Below are 17412 nucleotides of genomic sequence, written 5' to 3' on the forward strand. Positions count from 1 at the left end.
GTCCGCGGTCCACCCCGCTGCTGCCCGGAAATCACGATGGAAACGATTGGCAATGTCTGGCTGTGGGCCGGTTTCTCCGGCCTTGTACTGATCGCGTTGATGGTCGACCTGGTGCTGATGCGCCACGGCGGCGCGCACAAGGTCACGTTCCGCGAGGCGGCGTGGTGGAGCCTGGGCTGGGTCGCCCTGGCGATGGCCTTCAACGCCGCGCTGTGGTGGTACATCGACCAGTCCGCCGGCCCCGACGAGGCGCGCCGCGTGGGCCTGGAGTTCCTCACCGGGTACCTGGTGGAGAAGGCACTCGCGGTCGACAACATCTTCGTCTTCCTGATGCTGATGTCCTACTTCGCGGTGCCCGAGGAGCAGCGCCAGCGCGTGCTGGTGATCGGCATCCTCGGCGCGATCGTGCTGCGCGCGATCCTGATCTTCGCCGGCGCCGCGCTGCTGGCGCACTTCCACTGGATGCTCTACGTGTTCGGCGCGTTCCTGCTGCTGACCGGCGTGAAGATGTGGTTCGCCGCCGGCAAGGAACCGGACCTCGGCAACAACCCGCTACTGCGGTGGCTGACCGCGCACGTGCCCTTCGTGCGCCGCTACCGCGGTGGCGCGCTGTGGCTCGGCCGCGGCGGCCGGCGCAAGTTCACTCCGTTGTTCATCGTGCTGGTGATGATCGGCATCACCGACGTGATCTTCGCGGTGGATTCGATCCCGGCGATCTTCGCCATCACCACCGACCCCTTCATCGTGCTGACCTCGAACGTGTTCGCGGTGCTGGGCCTGCGCGCGATGTTCTTCCTGCTGGCCGGCATGGCCGAACGCTTCCACCTGCTGCCCTATGGCCTGGCGGTGGTGCTGGGGTTCATCGGCGCCAAGATGCTGCTGATCGATATCTACAAGATCCCGGTGCTGCTGTCGCTTGGCGCGGTGGCGATGATTCTCGCAGCCACCGTCGCGCTGAGCCTGGCACGCCCGCAGAAGCCGGCCGCAGGCTGAGACCGCGGGGAGCGCGCGCTCCCCCGCTCCATCCGAAGCCGTTGTCATCCGGGACAGGAGGTCCCCGGCAGGGGTATTGCGGAGAGCCGGCCAGGGATGGCCGGCGGCCCCGCGTCGAGGCAGGACGCCTCGATCAAGGGACGGAGCAATACCCCTGACGGGGGCCTCCTGCGCCGCGCCACCCGCCAAAACCGCTCTTGCCCTTCGACCCCGGTTTTCTGCGCGCCCGGTCCTGCGCCGCGTCCCGGTCGCATGCGACCATAGCCCGATGAATGACGAGCGCATCATCGACGCCGGCTCGACCCGCGAGGACGACGCCATCGAAGCTTCGATCCGGCCCAAGCGGCTGGACGAATACCTCGGCCAGCAGCCGGTCCGCGAGCAGATGAAGATCTACATCGAGGCGGCGAAGGGTCGGGGCGAGGCGCTCGACCACGTGCTGATCTTCGGGCCGCCCGGCCTCGGCAAGACCACCCTCAGCCACGTCATCGCCAACGAGCTGGGCGTGAACCTGCGAGTCACCTCCGGCCCGGTGATCGAGAAGGCCGGCGACCTCGCCGCGCTGCTGACCAACCTGCAGCCGCACGACGTGCTGTTCGTCGACGAGATCCACCGCCTGTCGCCGGTCGTCGAGGAAGTGCTCTACCCGGCGATGGAGGACTACCAGATCGACATCATGATCGGCGAGGGCCCGGCCGCGCGCTCGATCAAGCTCGACCTGCCGCCGTTCACCCTGATCGGGGCGACCACCCGCGCCGGCCTGCTGACCGCGCCGCTGCGCGACCGCTTCGGCATCGTCCAGCGGCTGGAGTTCTACAGCGCCGGGGAGCTGACGAAGATCGTCCGCCGTTCCGCCCAGATCCTCGGCATCGCCTGCGAGGCCGAAGGCGCGTCGGAAATCGCGCGGCGCTCGCGCGGCACCCCGCGCATCGCCAACCGCCTGCTGCGGCGCGTGCGCGACTACGCCCAGGTGCGGGCCGGCGGGGCGATCACCCGTGAAGTCGCCGACGCGGCGATGGCGATGCTCAAGGTGGATCCCGAAGGCTTCGACGAGCTCGACCGCCGCATGCTGCGCACCATCATCGACAACTTCGACGGCGGCCCGGTCGGGGTCGAGTCGCTGGCGGCGGCGCTCAGCGAGGAACGCGGCACGCTGGAGGACGTGATCGAACCGTACCTGATCCAGCAGGGCTACCTGGTGCGCAGCGCGCGCGGCCGGATGGCGACCCCCAAAGCCTACCGCCACCTCGGGCTGAAGCCGCGCCCCGGCTCCAGCGCCGGCGGCCTGTTCGACGGGGGCGCCGATGAATAGTGGGCTCGCGTTCAGCTGGCCGACACGGGTCTACTGGGAGGATACCGACGCCGGTGGGGTGGTCTACCACGCGCAGTACCTGGCGTTCCTGGAGCGTGCCCGCACCGAGTGGATGCGCGCCGAGGGCTACGGACAGGAGGCGCTGCGGCTCGGGCACGACCTGGTGTTCGCGGTGCGCGCGATGCAGATCGACTTCCTCAAGCCGGCCCGGCTGGACGATGCGCTGCAGGTGGGCGTGTCGCTGCGGGAATGCCGGCGCGCGAGCGCGGTGTTCGCGCAGGACATCCGCCGCGGCGGCGAGCTGCTGCTGACCGCCAGCGTGCGGGTCGCGGCACTCGACGCCGCCGGGTTCCGGCCGCGGCCGATCCCGCCGCCGCTGCTGGACGGGCTGAAGGCGCTCGAGCAGCCCGCGCCGGCCCGTTGACCCCGCGAGACGTACCGAACCGTTCCACCACAACAGACACAACGCCCAGGGCCACGGGCACCGGAGACCAGGAATGACCCCACTGCTGAGCGCGCTGCAGGCCACCACTGTCGAACCGTTGCCGGAGGACGCCGCCAGCGCGGTCGGCAATGCCGCCGCGGTGCTGCCGGCCGAGGCGATCACCGCCGACAACAACCTCGACCTGCTGCAGTTGATCCTGCACGCCAGCCTGCCGGTGCAGCTGGTCATGCTGCTGTTGCTGTTCGCCTCGATCGCCTCGTGGGTGATCATCTTCCGCAAGAAGAAGGTGCTCGACCGCGCCGAGCGCGAGGCCGAGGCGTTCGAGGAGCGCTTCTGGTCCGGCGCCGACCTCACCAAGCTCTACGCCGGCGCCAGCCAGCGCAACCGCGACACCGGCGGCATGGAGGCGATCTTCGAGGCCGGTTTCCGCGAGTTCTCGCGCCAGCGCCGGGTGGTCGACAACCGCATGCAGCTGGAAGGCGCGCAGCGCGGCATGCGGGTGGCGACAGCGCGTGAACTCGACGGCCTGGAGCACAACCTCGAGTTCCTCGCCAACGTCGGCTCGATCAGTCCCTACGTCGGCCTGTTCGGCACCGTCTGGGGCATCATGATTTCTTTCCAGGGCCTGGCCAACGTGCAGGAGGCGACGATCGCCACCGTCGCGCCGGGCATCTCCGAGGCGCTGATCGCGACCGCGATGGGCCTGTTCGCCGCGATCCCCGCGGTGTGGGCGTACAACCGCTTCGCGACCAAGGTCGAGCGGATCGCGGTGCGCTACGACGCGTTCTCCGAGGAGTTCTCCTCGATCCTGGAGCGCCAGGCCGGTCTGACCGAGACCGCCTGAGCCATGGCCATGACCCACAACGGCCGCCGCGTCCGCAAGCGCCGCCTGAAGGCGGAGATCAACGTCGTGCCGTACATCGACGTGATGCTGGTGCTGCTGATCATCTTCATGGTGACCGCGCCGCTGCTGAACCTCGGCGTCGACATCGAGCTGCCCAAGTCCAACGCCAAGACCATCTCGCAGGACAAGGACCCGGTGATCGTCAGTGTCGACGCCGCCGGCAACTATTTCCTGACCTTGCAGGGCGCCGAGCAGGAGGCGCTGACCGCCGAGGCACTTCAGGCCAAGGTCGCCGCGTTCGTGCGGCAGAACCCGGACGTGCCGGTGTACGTCGCCGGTGACCGCAGCGCCAACTACGAGGTGGTGCTGCAGGCGATGGTGCTGCTGCAGAACGCCGATGTGCCGCGGGTCGGGCTGATGAGCGCGCCGTCGGAGGCCGTGCAGCAGTGAGGGAAACCCGCGCCGATACCCGCGACGCGGTGCTGCTCGCGATCGGGCTGCATGTCGTGCTGTTCGCGCTGATGTTCGCCGGTCTGTGGTGGACCCGCGCCGCGCAGCCGGTCAGCGCCGCCGGCGCACCGGTCGAGGCGACCCTGGTCGACGCCGACGCGCTGTCGCGGTCGATGCGCGAGGTGCTGAGCGACCGCCCCGAGCGGGTCGTCGAGCCGGAACCCGAACCGCTTCCCGAGCCGGTCGAGGACGACGCCGCGCCCCTGCCGCAGCCGATTCCCGAACCGGTGCCCGAGGATGCGCCCACGCCGCCGCAGCAGCAGGCGCAGGACTTCATCCCCGTGCCGGACACCACCGACCAGGACGAGGTGGTCGACGCGCCGACGCCTACGCCGTCCGACGAGGAAAAACTGCAGGAGGAGAAGCGCCGCCAGGCCCAGGTCGACCTGACCGAACGCAAGCGGCAGGAGGAGGCCGAGCGCAAGCGCCGGCTCGCCGCCGAAGCGAAGGAGCGTGAGGAGAAGCTGGCCGAGATCCGACGCAAGCGCGCCGCCGCCGCACGCGAAGCCGAACTGGCCGCGCAGAAGCTCAGGCAGATCGCCGATGCCCGCTCGGCCAGCGCGGCCGAGGATTCCCCCGCCAGCGCCAGTGCGCCCGCCGGCAACAACGGCGTGGATACCGGGCTCAAGGCGCGCTACGCCGCGGCGCTGCAGGAGGCGATCCTGGCCAAATGGACGCGGCCGGAGACGGTTCCACTCGGCGCGCGCTGCACCCTGGTCATCAAGCAACTGCCCGGCGGCGAGGTCATGAGCGCGGAAGTCACCTCGCCGTGCGCCTACGACGAGATGGGGCGCCGCTCGATCGAGGCGGCCGTGCTGAAGGCGCAACCGCTGCCGTTCGCCGGTTTCGAGCAGGTATTCGCCCGTACCCTCACGCTCAATTTCGAAGCCCGCGACCGCTGACACCACCCCGCCGCCCGCCCATCCGCGTGTTCAGCTTTGAGAAAGCGTTCACACGGATGCTGTTAACACTTCAGCTTCGCTGTCAGGACCTGCTGATGAAACGACTCGCCCCCTGGTGTTCCTCGGTCTCCGCCGCGCTGTGTGCCGCGGTGCTCGCACTGTTGCTCCCGTTTGCCGCCGCTGCGCAGCAGCAGGGACTGGAGCTCGACATCGTCGGCGGCAATGCCGCGGCGCTGCCGATCGCGGTGGTGCCGATGCCGTACCAGGGCGGCGGCAGTGCACCGGAGACCGACGTCGCTGCGGTGATCGCGGCCGACCTCAACCGCTCCGGGCAGTTCCGCAGCCTGCCGGAGGCGGACCTGGTGGAGCGGCCGACCCGTGGCGGCGAGGTCAACTATCCGACCTGGCGTGCGCTCAACCAGGACTACCTGGTCGTGGGCCGCGTGGTCGACGGCGGGGGCGGCAGCTACCGGGTCGAGTACGAACTGTTCGACGTGGCCACCCAGCAGCGGTTGCTCGGGTTCGCCCTGACCGCGCGCAGCAACGCGATGCGTGACGTCGCCCACCAGATCGCCGACGCCGTCTACGAGAAGATCCTGGGCGTGCCGGGTGCGTTCTTCACCCGCATCGCCTACGTGACCGCCACCGGGGTGGGCCGCGGCGCCAGCTACGCTCTGGTCGTGGCCGACTCGGACGGCTACAACCCGCAGACCGTGGTCAGCTCGCCCGAGCCGCTGCTGTCGCCATCGTGGAGCCCGGACGGCAACCGCCTGGCCTACGTCAGCTTCGAGGGCGGCAACTCGTCGATCTACATCCAGGACATCACCTCCGGCAGCCGGCAGCTGGTGTCCAAGTTCCGTGGCATCAACAGCGCGCCGGCGTTCTCGCCCGACGGCAACCGGCTGGCCCTGACCCTGTCGCGCAGTGGCAACCCCGAGATCTACGTGATGAACCTCGGCAGCAAGGCGCTGACCCAGGTCACCAACCATTTCGGCATCGACACCGAGCCGACCTGGAGCGCCGACGGCAGCTCGCTGTACTTCACCTCCGACCGTGGCGGCCAGCCGCAGATCTACCAGGTGCCGGCCGGCGGCGGCAGCGCCAGCCGGGTCACCTTCCAGGGCAACTACAACGCCAGCGCGTCGGTGTCCTTCGACGACAAGAAGATCGCCACCGCGCAGGGCGCCGGCAACACGTACCGCATCGCGCTGATGGACCGCAGCCTGGGTTCGCCGCGCTGGAGCACGCTGTCTCCGGGGTCGCTGGACGAGTCCCCGAGCTTCGCCCCGAATGGCGCGATGATCATCTATGCTGCGCGTGAAGGCGGCCGCGGGGTGTTGTATGCCGTATCCGCCGACGGCCGGGTGCGCCAGCGCCTGGTGCTGTCCGGCGGCGATGTCCGCGAGCCGGCCTGGGGGCCGTTCCGCAAACCGTAAGCACACCGTCCCGATCAAACGGTGTTCCGACTTTCCCACCGCTTCACCAGTTCAAGCCAAGACGAGGAACCGATGATGAACAGCACCACGCGCGTTTTGATGGCCGCTCTGCTCTGCACCGCAGCGGTTGCCTGCTCCAAGAAGGTCAAGGAAGAAGCCCCGCCGGTCGACACCACCCCGGCGCCCGTCACCCAGGCTCCGGTCGATTCGGGCGTGTACACCCCCGAGGACCTCGACACCGACGCCTGCCTGCGTCAGCGCGTGGTCTACTTCGACCTGGACCAGGACGTGCTGCGTCCGGAGTTCCAGGCCCTGGTCGGCTGCCACGCCAAGTACCTGCGTGACCGTCCGTCCTCGCGCATGACCCTCGAAGGGCACGCCGACGAGCGCGGCAGTCGCGAGTACAACATGGGCCTCGGCGAGCGCCGCGGCATGGCCGTGTCCTCGGCGGTCCAGGCCAACGGCGGCTCGGGCTCGCAGATCATGGTCACCAGCTACGGCGAGGAGCGCCCGACCTGCACCGACTCCAACGAGGAGTGCTGGGCCCGCAACCGCCGTGTCGAGATCATCTACACCGCGAAGTAAGAAGGCAGTAAGTGATGCGCAATAATCCGTTGTCGAAACTCATTGCGACATCGCTGGTTGCGGCGGCCCTCGTGGCCGCCGCTCCCGCTTCCGCCCAGCGCGTCAGCCTGGGTGAGCGGGTCGCGCTGCTCGAACAGCAGGCGGGCAACAACCAGGTCGCGGTCGATCTGCTGCGGCAGGTCAACCTGCTCAAGGACGAGGTCGTCGCGCTGCGCGCGCAGGTCGAGCAGCTCAGCCACGAGCAGGAGCAGCTCAAGAGCACCAGCCGCGCCCAGTACCTCGATCTCGACGGTCGCATCAACCGGCTCCAGGGCGGCGAGGCACCCGCGCTCGACCCGGGCCTGCCGATCGAGCCGCCGGTGGCCGAGCCCGCCGCGCCGGCGGCCGGTGCCGTCGGCGCAGCGCCGGTGGAAGGCGTTCCGGCCATCTATGGCGATGCCGGCAAGCTGGACGAGATCGCGGGCGAACGCGAGGCCTACGACCAGGCCTTCGACGCCCTCAAGGGCGGCCGGTACGACGAGTCCGCGCGCCTGTTCCATTCCTTCCTCGGCCACTTCCCCGGCGGCGCCTACGCGCCCAACGCCCTGTACTGGCTGGGGGAGAGCTACTACGTCACCCAGAACTACAAGCTCGCGCTGGAGCAGTTCGAGGCCTTGCTGCAGCGTTACCCGACCCACGACAAGGCGCCGGGCGCGATGCTCAAGGTGGGCCTGTCGCAACAGGGCCTGCAGCAGATCGATGCCGCCGAGCGCACGCTCGCCGCGGTCGCCGAACGCTACCCGGGGACCGACGCCGCCCGCGTGGCGACCGACCGCCTCGGCGCCATCCAGCTGGGGCGGCTGCGCTAGGCCTGGGGGTTTGCGGCCGCCGGCGCCGCCGGGCCCGCACTTCGCTAAAATGATCCGATGAACGCCGTTGTCCCCGAGGCGGCCGCCCTGTCGCCCGAGCGACTGCGGCTGACCGAGATATTCCTGTCCCTGCAGGGCGAGTCGCGCAGCATCGGCTGGCCGACCGTCTTCGTGCGGCTGACCGGCTGTCCGTTGCGTTGCCAGTACTGCGATACCGCCTACGCTTTCCATGGCGGGCAATGGTGGGACTACGACGGCATCCTGGCCGAAGTCGGCCGCCATGGTGCCCGGCACGTCTGCGTCACCGGTGGCGAGCCGCTCGCGCAGAAGCGTTGCATCGGCCTGCTGCAGCGGTTGTGTGATGCCGGCTACGAAGTCTCGCTGGAGACCTCCGGCGCGCTGGACATCTCGGAGGTCGACCCGCGGGTGTCGCGCGTGCTCGACATCAAGACGCCTGCGTCGGGTGAGGTGGAGCGGAACCTGTGGAGCAACATCGCGCTGCTGACCCCGCACGACCAGGTCAAGTTCGTGGTGTGCTCGCGCGAGGACTACGAGTGGGCCAGGGCGGTGACCGCCGAGCACCGGCTGACCGAGCGCTGCGATGTGCTGTTCTCGCCGAGCTTCAGCCAGATCCGCCCGAGCGACCTGGCCGACTGGATCGTCGCCGACCGTTTGCCGGTCCGCTTCCAGCTGCAGCTGCACAAGATCCTCTGGAACGACGAGCCGGGTCGCTGACCGGCCCGTTCGTCCTCTCCGTGCAACCACCTGTAGGGGCGACGTCAGTCGCGATCGCGCATCCGCATCCGGAGTCGCGGCGCGTGCCTGGCGCGATTTCTCCGAAGTGATACCCATAGCGCGGGCGAAGCCCCGAGGGACTCACCGGCGGTCGTCGACCAGCCAGCCCCGACCTTCAACCCGCTCGCGACCCACGTCGCTCCTACAATGCCTCCAGCATGTTGATGGACCCTTGCCAATGAAGAACGCCGTCGTCCTCGTCTCCGGGGGCATGGACTCCGCCGTCGTCGTCGCCATCGCCCGCGAACAGGGCTTCGCCGTGCACGCCCTGAGCGTGCGCTACGGCCAGCGCCACACCTCCGAGCTCGAAGCCGCCGACCGCGTGGCCCGCGCGCTCGGCGCGGTCGCCCACAAGACCGTCAATGTCGACCTGCGCAGCATCGGCGGCTCGGCGCTGACCGACGAGATCGAGGTGCCGCTCGACCACGTGCCGGCCGCCGACGAGATCCCGGTGACCTACGTGCCGGCGCGCAACACGATCATGCTGTCGGTCGCGCTGGGATGGGCCGAGGTGCTCGGCGCGGCGGACATCTTCTGCGGCGTCAACGCGGTCGACTATTCGGGCTACCCCGACTGCCGGCCGGAATTCATCGAAGCGTTCGAGCGGCTGGCCAACCTGGCCACAAAGGCCGGCGTCGAGGGTGCCGGCATCCGCGTGCACGCGCCGCTGCAGCACCTGAGCAAGGCCGACATCGCCCGCGAGGGCGTGCGCCTCGGGGTCGACTTCGCCGACACCGTCTCGTGCTACCAGGCCGATGCGGAAGGGCGTGCCTGCGGCCACTGCGACGCCTGCCGCCTGCGCGCCGAGGGCTTCGCCGCCGCCGGCATCGCCGACCCGACCCGCTACATGCGCTAGAATTGCCGCCCCCGGCGCGACGCCGGGTGGCAACGGGTCGTTAGCTCAGTCGGTAGAGCATCGGACTTTTAATCCGCTGGTCGATGGTTCGAATCCATCACGACCCACCATTGCCCCGAGAACCCCGCCGCGGCGGAGTTTTCCGTTTCCGGCATCCGCCCTCAGGCGACGTCGAACAACTGCTGCAGCACCGCGTCACCGTAGCGCTCGAGCTTGGTGCCACCGATGCCGGCGATCCCGGCGAGGTCATCCAGGTCGCCCGGGTCGGCCTCGGCGATCGCGCGCAGCGTGGCGTCATGGAAGATCACGTAGGCCGGCACGTTCTGCTCGCGCGCGGTGGTGGCGCGCCATTCGCGTAGGGCATCGAAGCGCAGCATCGCCTCCGGCGCCAGTTCGATCATCGGGGTCGCGCTGGTGCGTTCGCGCCGGCGTGGTGCCTTCGGTGCTTCCTTGCGGAAGCGCAGGGTCCGCTCGCCGCGCAGCACCGGCGCCGACAGCGCGGTCAGGCGCAGCGCGTTGTGGCGGTCGACGTCGGCCTCCAGCAGCCCGCCGGCGACCAGCTGGCGGAACACGCCGCTCCACTGGCGCACGTCGAGGTCGGCGCCGATGCCCCAGGTGCTGAGCCGCTCGTGGCCGAAGCGCTGGACCTTCTCGGTGGATACGCCGCGCAGGATGTCGATCAGGTGGCCGGCGCCGAACCGCTGGCCGCTGCGGTACACGCACGACAGCGCCTTGCGCGCGGCCTCGGTGCCGTCCCAGCTCTCGGGCGGGTCGATGCAGTTGTCGCAGTTGCCGCAGGCGCCGTCGTGGTGCTCGCCGAACCAGCCCAGCAGCGCCTGCCGCCGGCAGCCGGTGGACTCGCAGTAGCCGAGCAGGGCGTCGAGCTTGCGCACCTCCAACTGCTTGCGCTCCTCGCCGGCCTCGCCCTGGTTGATCAGCTGGCGCAGGTTGACCACGTCGCCCAGGCCGTAGCTGAGCCAGGCCTCGGCCGGCTGGCCGTCGCGACCGGCGCGGCCGGTCTCCTGGTAGTAGCCCTCGATCGACTTGGGCAGGTCGACGTGGGCGACGAAGCGCACGTCGGGCTTGTCGATGCCCATGCCGAACGCGATCGTCGCGACCATCACCACGCCGTCGGCCTGCAGGAACCGGCGCTGGTTGGCGGCGCGCTGCTCGGCCGGCATGCCCGCGTGGTAGGGCAGGGCGTCGATGCCGGCGGCCTGCAGCTGCTCGGCGGTCTTGTCGACCCGCTTGCGCGAGAACGCATAGACGATGCCGCTCTCGCCGCGGTGGCCGGCGAGGAAGTCGAACAGGGCGCGGCTGCCGTTGCCGTCCTTCTGCACGATCCGGTAGCGGATGTTCGGCCGGTCGAACGAGCTGACGAACTGGCGGGCGTCCTCGAGCGCGAGGCGCTCGGCGATCTCGCGCCGGGTCGGGGCGTCGGCGGTCGCGGTCAGGGCGATGCGCGGGACGTCAGGCCAGCGCTCGTGGAGGATGGTGAGCTGGCGGTATTCGGGGCGGAAGTCGTGGCCCCACTGGGACACGCAGTGAGCCTCGTCGATCGCGAACAGGGCGATGCCGGTGCCGTCGTGGGCGCGGTCGAGCAGGTTCAGGAACCGCCCGGTCAGCAGGCGCTCGGGGGCGACGTAGAGCAGGTCGAGGTTGCCGGCGAGCAGGTCGCGCTCGACCTCGGCGGCAGCCGCGGCGTCGAGGGTGGAGTTGAGGCAGGCGGCGCGCACGCCGAGTTGGCGCAGGGCTTCGACCTGGTCCTGCATGAGGGCGATCAGCGGGGACACGACGATGCCGCAGCCGTCGCGCAGCAGGGCGGGCAGCTGGTAGCACAGGGATTTGCCGCCGCCGGTGGGCATGAGGACGAGGGCGTCGTTGCCGCCGGCGACGCAGTCGACGATGTCGGCCTGTTCGCCGCGGAAGCCGGGGTGGCCGAAGGTGGTGCGGAGCAGGTCTAGTGCGGCGTCTTGCATGGGATACAGGGTAGCAAGGGGACGTCTCGCGACCGGGGAACGGAACGGCGATTCCGGTGGGGGAACTCGCTGTTGCGCTGTGGGCGAAGTGGCGTGGTGGGGCTCGGGTAGCGACGCGCCGCGGGAGCTGGGGGACGGGGGATGTGCCTCCACCCCTCGGTCGGGGCGTCCTGCCCCGACTCGGGGCCGCAGGCCATCCATGGCCTGCTTTCCGGACCTCCCCCGTCCCCCGGCTCCCGCGTGGGGCGTCGATGCTTCGGCGGGAAGCAGAGCGCGACGCCACCCAATGCGCCGATGTGGCGCCCCCGAGGGGCGTTGCGTACAGCGGCCATGGATGGCCGCGGCCGGTGAGTCGGACACGATGTCCGACCGAACCGGGTAGCAATTTCCCTTGGGGGCGACGCACCCGCCCGAAGCCGCTGAACAACCCGCCGATCTCGCCCGGTTGCGCCTGCACCGGCAATCGCCGCGCCAAATAAAAAACCCCGGCGCTGGCAGCAGCTCCGGGGTCCTGATGGGTTCAAACTGCGAGGAAACCTATTGCAGCAGCGAACGCAGCATCCACGCGTACTTCTCGTGGGTCTGCAGACGCTGGGTCAGCAGGTCGACGGTCGGGTCGTCGCCGGCGTCGTCGGCGGTCTTCAGCACCTTGCGCGCGGTGCGGCAGACGGCCTCGTTGCCGACCACCAGCTGCCGCACCATCTCGCGCCAGTCGGCGGCGTCGGACAGGCCCGGCTCTTCGGGAATGGAGGTCAGGCGCGTGAACTCGGCATAGGAGCCCGGCGCGTTGAAACCAAGGGCGCGGATGCGCTCGGCAACTTCGTCCAGCGCCGTCCACTGCTCGGTGTACTGGGTCTCGAACATCACATGCAGGGCGTTGAACATCGGCCCGGTGACGTTCCAGTGGAAGTTGTGGGTCTTCAGGTACAGCGTGTAGGCATCGGCCAGGTAGGCGGCGAGTCCCTCGGCGATGTTCTTGCGATCGCGGTCTCCGATCCCGATATCGATGGCCGGCGCACTGGAGCCCGCGCCGGGCGACGCTGCCGGCTCGCGGGCGCCGCCCTTGGCGGCGGTGGACTTGCCGGCCCTGGTGGACTTGGTCACAGACTTGGTCTTGGCCATTGTGTTTCTCCCTTTGAAGTCGCTTGCGGCGACAATATGGCGCGCAGGCGGTGGTGTGAAATGGTTTGTCCGAACCCGATCAATCAATGAACCCTATCGACCGGCCCGCTAAGAGCGCGTCACGGCGAGCGCCTCTGCCCCCGGCGTTGCGGCCGGCACGCGATGCGATCGACGCGGGGCTGAGCCGCGACCGTGGCCGTCTGCACGGGCTGTGGTCGCGCTGGCGCGGCAAGCCGGAGGACGACGAGGCCCGGGCGGCCTTCGAACGCGCGCTGGCGGAGTCCGTGGCGCGCCGCGAGTCGCGCGCGGCCCACCTGCCGGCGGCGCCGGTCGACCCCTCGCTGCCGATCGCGGCCGAGGCCGATCGCATCGTCGAGCTGATCCGCAAGCACCCGGTGGTGGTGATCGCCGGCGAGACCGGTTCGGGCAAGACCACCCAGATTCCCAAGCTGTGCCTGGCCGCCGGCCGCGGCGCCGCCGGCATGATCGGTTGCACCCAGCCGCGCCGGATCGCCGCGCGCGCGGTCGCCAAGCGCGTCGCCGAGGAGCTGCAGAGCCCGCTGGGTGGCGCGGTCGGTTACCAGGTGCGGTTCAACGAGAACGTCGGCGAGCAGACCGCGGTCAAGTTCATGACCGACGGCATCCTGCTGGCCGAGATCCAGTCCGACCGCTGGCTGTCGCGCTACGACACGATCCTGATCGACGAGGCCCACGAACGCAGCCTCAACATCGACTTCCTGCTCGGCTACCTCAAGCAGCTTTTGCAGAAGCGCCGCGACCTGAAGGTCATCGTCACCTCTGCGACGATCGATACCGCGCGCTTCGCGGCCCACTTCAACGATGCGCCGGTGGTCGAGGTCGAAGGCCGCAGCTACCCGGTCGAAGTGCGTTACCGGCCGTTGGAGGGCGAGGGCGACCGCGACGGCGAGCGCACGGTCAACGACGCGATCGTGTCGGCGTGCGACGAGATCACCAGGGAAGACCCGCGCGGTGACGTGTTGGTCTTCCTGCCGGGCGAGCGCGAGATCCGCGACGCCCACCAGGCGCTGGAGCGTCGCAAGTACCGCCATACCGAGGTGCAGCCGCTGTACGCGCGGCTGTCGGTGCGCGACCAGGACCGGGTGTTCAACCCCGGCCCGCAGCGCCGCATCGTGCTGGCGACCAACGTCGCCGAAACCTCGCTGACGGTGCCGCGGATCCGCTACGTGGTCGACCCGGGTTTGGCGCGGGTCAAGCGCTACAGCCCGCGCGGCAAGCTCGACCGCTTGCACATCGAACCCGTCAGCCAGGCCAGCGCCAACCAGCGCAAGGGTCGCTGTGGCCGCGTGTCGGAAGGCACCTGCTACCGGCTCTACAGCGAGGCCGATTTCGAGTCGCGCCCGGAGTTCACCGACCCCGAGATCCGCCGCGCGGCGCTGGCCGGGGTGATCCTGCGGATGCTGGCGCTCGGCCTCGGTGACATCGAACGGTTCCCGTTCCTCGAACCGCCCGACCCGCGCGCGATTGCGGACGGCTGGCAGCAACTGGCCGAGCTCGGTGCGGTCGACGAGGCGCGCGCGATGACCGCGACCGGCAAGCTGATGGCGCGCATGCCGGTCGACGTGAAGCTGGCGCGCATGCTGGTCGCCGCCAACGCCCGTGGCTGCCTTCGCGAGATGCTGGTGGTCGCCTCGTTCCTCGGCATCCAGGACCCGCGCGAACGCCCGGCCGACCAGCGCGCCGCGGCCGACAACGCGCACGCCCAGTTCGTCGACTACAGCTCCGAGTTCGTCGGCACCCTGAAGCTCTGGGTCGCCTATCAGGACGCGCACGAGGAGCTGACCCAGTCGCAGCTGCGCAAGTGGTGCGAGAAGAACTTCCTCGGCTTCCTGCGCATGCGCGAATGGCGCGAGCTGCACCGCCAGCTCAAGCTGATGGCCGACGACCTGGGCTGGCAGCAGGGGCCGGCATTGGCCGAACCCGATGCCGGTGCGTTCGCCAACCTGCACCGCGCGCTGATCGCCGGCCTGCCTACCCAGATCGGCCATCGCCAGCCGGGGCCCGAGAAAAAGCCGGGCGAGAAGAAGCCCGGCGAGCGCAAGCCGACGGTAGTCTACGACGGCCCGCGCGGCCGAAAATTCGGCCTGTTCCCCGGCTCATGGCTGATCCGCAAACCGCCACCGTGGGTGCTGTCGGCGACGCTGCTCGACACCGAGAAGGTGTGGGCCATGACCAACGCCTCCATCGAGCCGCAATGGGCGATCGACGAGTTGCCGCACCTGCTGGCGCGTCGCCACTTCGACCCGCGCTGGTCGCGCGCGCAGGGTCGGGTGCTGGGCAGCGAGCAGGTCAGCCTGTTTGGGCTGGTGCTCGCGCCCAAGCGGCCGATCCACTACGGCGGCCTGTACCCGGAAGAGAGCCGCGCGATCTTCGCCCGCGACGCGCTGGTGACCGGCGAGGTCAACACCCGTGCGGTGTTCCTCAAGCGCAACCTCGCGACGCTGGAAAAGGCGCGCGAGGAAGAGGCCAAGCAGCGCCGCGCCGGCATCGTCGTCGACGAAGAATGGATGGCGCGCTGGTACCTCGACCGGCTGCCGCCGCAGGTGCACAACGCGCAGGCGCTGGATGCCTGGTTCAACAAGCTGCCTGCGGCGCAGCAGGCCACGCTGGAGTGGTCGCTCGACGACCTGCTGATCGGCGACGAGACCGACGCTGCGCGCTTCCCGCCAGTGATCGAACTGGGCGATGCGCGGTTGGCGGTGAAGTACCGCTTCGACCCTGGTGCGCCCGACGACGGCATGACTGTCGCGGTGCCGCTGCATCTGCTCAACGCGCTCGATCCGGTGCGGCTGGGCTGGCTCGCGCCAGGCTTCGTCACCGACAAGGCCGCGGCGCTGATTAAGTCGCTGCCCAAGGTGCAGCGGCGCAACTTCGTGCCGGCGCCGGACTTCGCCCGCGCGTTCGCCGAGGCGCACCCGGGGCCGGGGGGCGATGCGTTCGCCGGCATGCTGGCGCGCTTCCTGCACAAGGTCACCGGCGCCGAAGTGGCGGGCGTCGATTTCGACGAGGCGGCGCTGGAGCCGCACCTGCGCGCCAACCTGCGCCTGCACGACCGCGACGGCCGCACCGTGTTGGCCGAGTCGCGGGACTTGGCCGAGCTGCGTGCGCGGTTTGGCGAACGCGCCGCACGGGCGTTCGCCGCACACGCGGCGGACGGCCTGATGCAGCGCGGGCTGGTCGGTTTTCCCGAGGCGCCGATCCCGGCCAGCGTGCCGGGCGCCGCCGGCGTGCCGGCCTACCCGGCGCTGCATGACGACGGCGACAGCGTCTCGCTGCAGGTCCACGCCGAGCGCGACACCGCGCTGCACCACCACCCGCGCGGCGTGCGCCGGCTGCTGTGGCTGGCGCTGGCCGACCGTCGCAAGCAGGCGCGCAAGCAGTTGCCGGTGTCGCCCAAGACCGGCCTGCTGTACGCAGCGATCGAGTCGTCCGCGCCGCGCGACACCGGCGAGCGCGACGGCGACCGCCTGCGTGCCGACATCGTCGACGGCGCGTTCGCCTCGCTCGTCGCCGACGGCCTTGGCGACATCCGCGACGCCGACGCCTTCGCCGCGCGCCGCGACGCGGTGGCCAAACAGTTGTTCCCCGAATCGATGGAACGCCTGCGCCAGGCCGAGGCGATCCTCGCGGCCGTTGCCGAAGCGCGCGGCAAGCTCGAATCACCGCTGATGGGCTGGGCGAGCGGCAACCTCGACGACATGCGCGCCCACCTCGCGGCGCTGACCCCGCCGGGCTTCCTGCGCGACGTGCCGGCGACGGCGCTGGCCGAATACCCGCGCTACCTGAAGGCGCTGTCCCTGCGCGGCGAGCGCGCGCTGCGCGACCCCACCCGCGACCAGGCCCGGATGCTCGAACTCAAGCCGTTCGTCGACGCGCTGGCCGGCGCGCAGGACCGCGGCGAAGCCGACGCGCCCGACTGGCAGGCGTTGCGCTGGGAGCTGGAGGAGTTGCGGGTATCGCTGTTCGCGCAGGAACTCGGCGCCCGCGGGGTGTCGCCGAAGAAGCTGGCGACGCGGCTGGCGCGGATGGAGTGAAGCTACCGGCGTGCGGACCGGATCGCCGCAGGAGCCGGTACGGGCTTATGCAGGAGCGGCTTCAGCCGCGATCGTGGAATCGTTCGCCCGCGCCGATTTCCGATCGCGGCTGAAGCCGCTCCTGCAAGAAGCGGGTGGATCGTCCAGGCCGAAGCCCGGCACCGCTCACTTCACCCGCTCGACCTTGGCCCGGGTGTTGTAACCCTCGACCTTCAGGTACCACGCGCTGCCGATCAGGCTCGGCGCGATCGTCACGGTCGGGCCGTCCAGCTTGACGCCCGCCAGGCTGGCGCCGTCGGTCTGGCGCCAGACCTGACCGTTGTCGAGCCGGTATTCGCGGCCCTTGCCGAACCCGTTGAACCCACCCTGCAGCCGTGCGGTGATCGGCTCGTCGGACGAACCCTGACCGGTAAACCCGCGTCGTTCTTCGGCGACCTGCTGCTTGGCGGTCTCGGCCGCGCGGGTCGTCTCCACGTCGAGGGTGCGATTGAGCCAGGCGTTGAGGTTGGCCAGTTCCGCGGCGTCGAGCCGGTCCAGCCCGGCGGCCTTGAACTGCTCGGGCGTCATCTGCTGTTCGATCCGCTCGCCCTGCTGGGCGAGTGCCAGCGGCGCCAGCAGCAGCGCGGCGGCGAAGGCGAGGGGACGGAGGCGGCGCGGGGTGGCGGTGGGCGTGCGCATCGAACTGTTCCTGCGGTCGGTTGATCGCTAGTGT

The 17412-nt window shown here is 70.0% G+C and carries 15 protein-coding genes and 1 tRNA gene; 13 read left to right on the forward strand and 3 right to left on the reverse strand.

The annotated features are described in order from the left end of the window. Nucleotides 1–36: 36 nt before the first annotated feature. From U8331_RS03380 to U8331_RS03435, 12 genes are all read left to right on the forward strand, one after another. Entirely contained in the window at nucleotides 37–993 is a 957-nt protein-coding gene (locus U8331_RS03380; protein WP_481132227.1) for a TerC family protein, read from the forward strand. Nucleotides 994–1261: 268 nt separating this feature from the next. Then, entirely contained in the window at nucleotides 1262–2305 is a 1044-nt protein-coding gene (gene ruvB / locus U8331_RS03385) for a Holliday junction branch migration DNA helicase RuvB (RefSeq protein WP_481132228.1), read from the forward strand. Continuing rightward, complete coding sequence (gene ybgC / locus U8331_RS03390; protein WP_481132229.1) at nucleotides 2298–2729, forward strand: tol-pal system-associated acyl-CoA thioesterase; 432 nt, start codon at nucleotides 2298–2300, stop codon at nucleotides 2727–2729. The genes ruvB and ybgC overlap by 8 nt, the downstream gene beginning before the upstream one ends. Before the next feature lie 73 nt (nucleotides 2730–2802). After that, nucleotides 2803–3594 carry a protein TolQ gene (gene tolQ / locus U8331_RS03395; protein WP_481132230.1) on the forward strand — a complete coding sequence of 264 codons (792 nt, stop codon included), beginning with the start codon at nucleotides 2803–2805 and terminating at the stop codon, nucleotides 3592–3594. A 9-nt stretch (nucleotides 3595–3603) separates the two neighbouring features. Then, nucleotides 3604–4044, forward strand: coding sequence for a protein TolR (tolR, locus tag U8331_RS03400; RefSeq protein ID WP_481132231.1), 441 nt, complete (start codon nucleotides 3604–3606; stop codon nucleotides 4042–4044). A gap of 71 nt (nucleotides 4045–4115) precedes the next feature. Further along, a complete protein-coding gene (tolA, locus tag U8331_RS03405; protein WP_481132879.1) occupies nucleotides 4116–5006 on the forward strand; it encodes a cell envelope integrity protein TolA in 891 nt (296 codons plus the stop codon). 95 nt (nucleotides 5007–5101) lie between these two features. Further along, complete coding sequence (gene tolB / locus U8331_RS03410; RefSeq protein WP_481132232.1) at nucleotides 5102–6442, forward strand: Tol-Pal system beta propeller repeat protein TolB; 1341 nt, start codon at nucleotides 5102–5104, stop codon at nucleotides 6440–6442. 75 nt (nucleotides 6443–6517) lie between these two features. After that, nucleotides 6518–7027: a peptidoglycan-associated lipoprotein Pal gene (pal, locus tag U8331_RS03415; RefSeq protein WP_481132233.1), complete on the forward strand. Its 510-nt coding sequence runs from the start codon at nucleotides 6518–6520 to the stop codon at nucleotides 7025–7027. Nucleotides 7028–7041: 14 nt separating this feature from the next. Then, nucleotides 7042–7875 carry a tol-pal system protein YbgF gene (gene ybgF, locus U8331_RS03420; RefSeq protein ID WP_481132234.1) on the forward strand — a complete coding sequence of 278 codons (834 nt, stop codon included), beginning with the start codon at nucleotides 7042–7044 and terminating at the stop codon, nucleotides 7873–7875. 57 nt (nucleotides 7876–7932) lie between these two features. Then, a complete protein-coding gene (gene queE, locus U8331_RS03425; protein WP_481132235.1) occupies nucleotides 7933–8610 on the forward strand; it encodes a 7-carboxy-7-deazaguanine synthase QueE in 678 nt (225 codons plus the stop codon). Between the two features lie 238 nt (nucleotides 8611–8848). Next, entirely contained in the window at nucleotides 8849–9526 is a 678-nt protein-coding gene (queC, locus tag U8331_RS03430) for a 7-cyano-7-deazaguanine synthase QueC (RefSeq protein ID WP_481132236.1), read from the forward strand. 34 nt (nucleotides 9527–9560) lie between these two features. Beyond that, nucleotides 9561–9636: transfer RNA gene (locus tag U8331_RS03435), tRNA-Lys, on the forward strand. Between the two features lie 51 nt (nucleotides 9637–9687). On the opposite strand, the gene recQ is transcribed toward U8331_RS03435, so the two are convergent. Together recQ and U8331_RS03445 are read right to left on the reverse strand one after the other, a co-directional pair. Further along, a complete protein-coding gene (gene recQ / locus U8331_RS03440) occupies nucleotides 9688–11505 on the reverse strand; it encodes a DNA helicase RecQ (RefSeq protein WP_481132237.1) in 1818 nt (605 codons plus the stop codon). 537 nt (nucleotides 11506–12042) lie between these two features. Then, nucleotides 12043–12627, reverse strand: coding sequence for a Dps family protein (locus U8331_RS03445; protein WP_481132238.1), 585 nt, complete (start codon nucleotides 12625–12627; stop codon nucleotides 12043–12045). An 86-nt stretch (nucleotides 12628–12713) separates the two neighbouring features. Here U8331_RS03445 and hrpA point away from each other — a divergent pair, with 86 nt between their 5' ends. Beyond that, nucleotides 12714–16700 carry an ATP-dependent RNA helicase HrpA gene (gene hrpA / locus U8331_RS03450; RefSeq protein WP_481132239.1) on the forward strand — a complete coding sequence of 1329 codons (3987 nt, stop codon included), beginning with the start codon at nucleotides 12714–12716 and terminating at the stop codon, nucleotides 16698–16700. 165 nt (nucleotides 16701–16865) lie between these two features. On the opposite strand, the gene U8331_RS03455 is transcribed toward hrpA, so the two are convergent. Beyond that, nucleotides 16866–17378, reverse strand: coding sequence for a hypothetical protein (locus tag U8331_RS03455; RefSeq protein WP_481132240.1), 513 nt, complete (start codon nucleotides 17376–17378; stop codon nucleotides 16866–16868). Nucleotides 17379–17412 lie beyond the last annotated feature (34 nt).

This window comes from Lysobacter sp. CC-YZS074 (assembly GCF_056739745.1).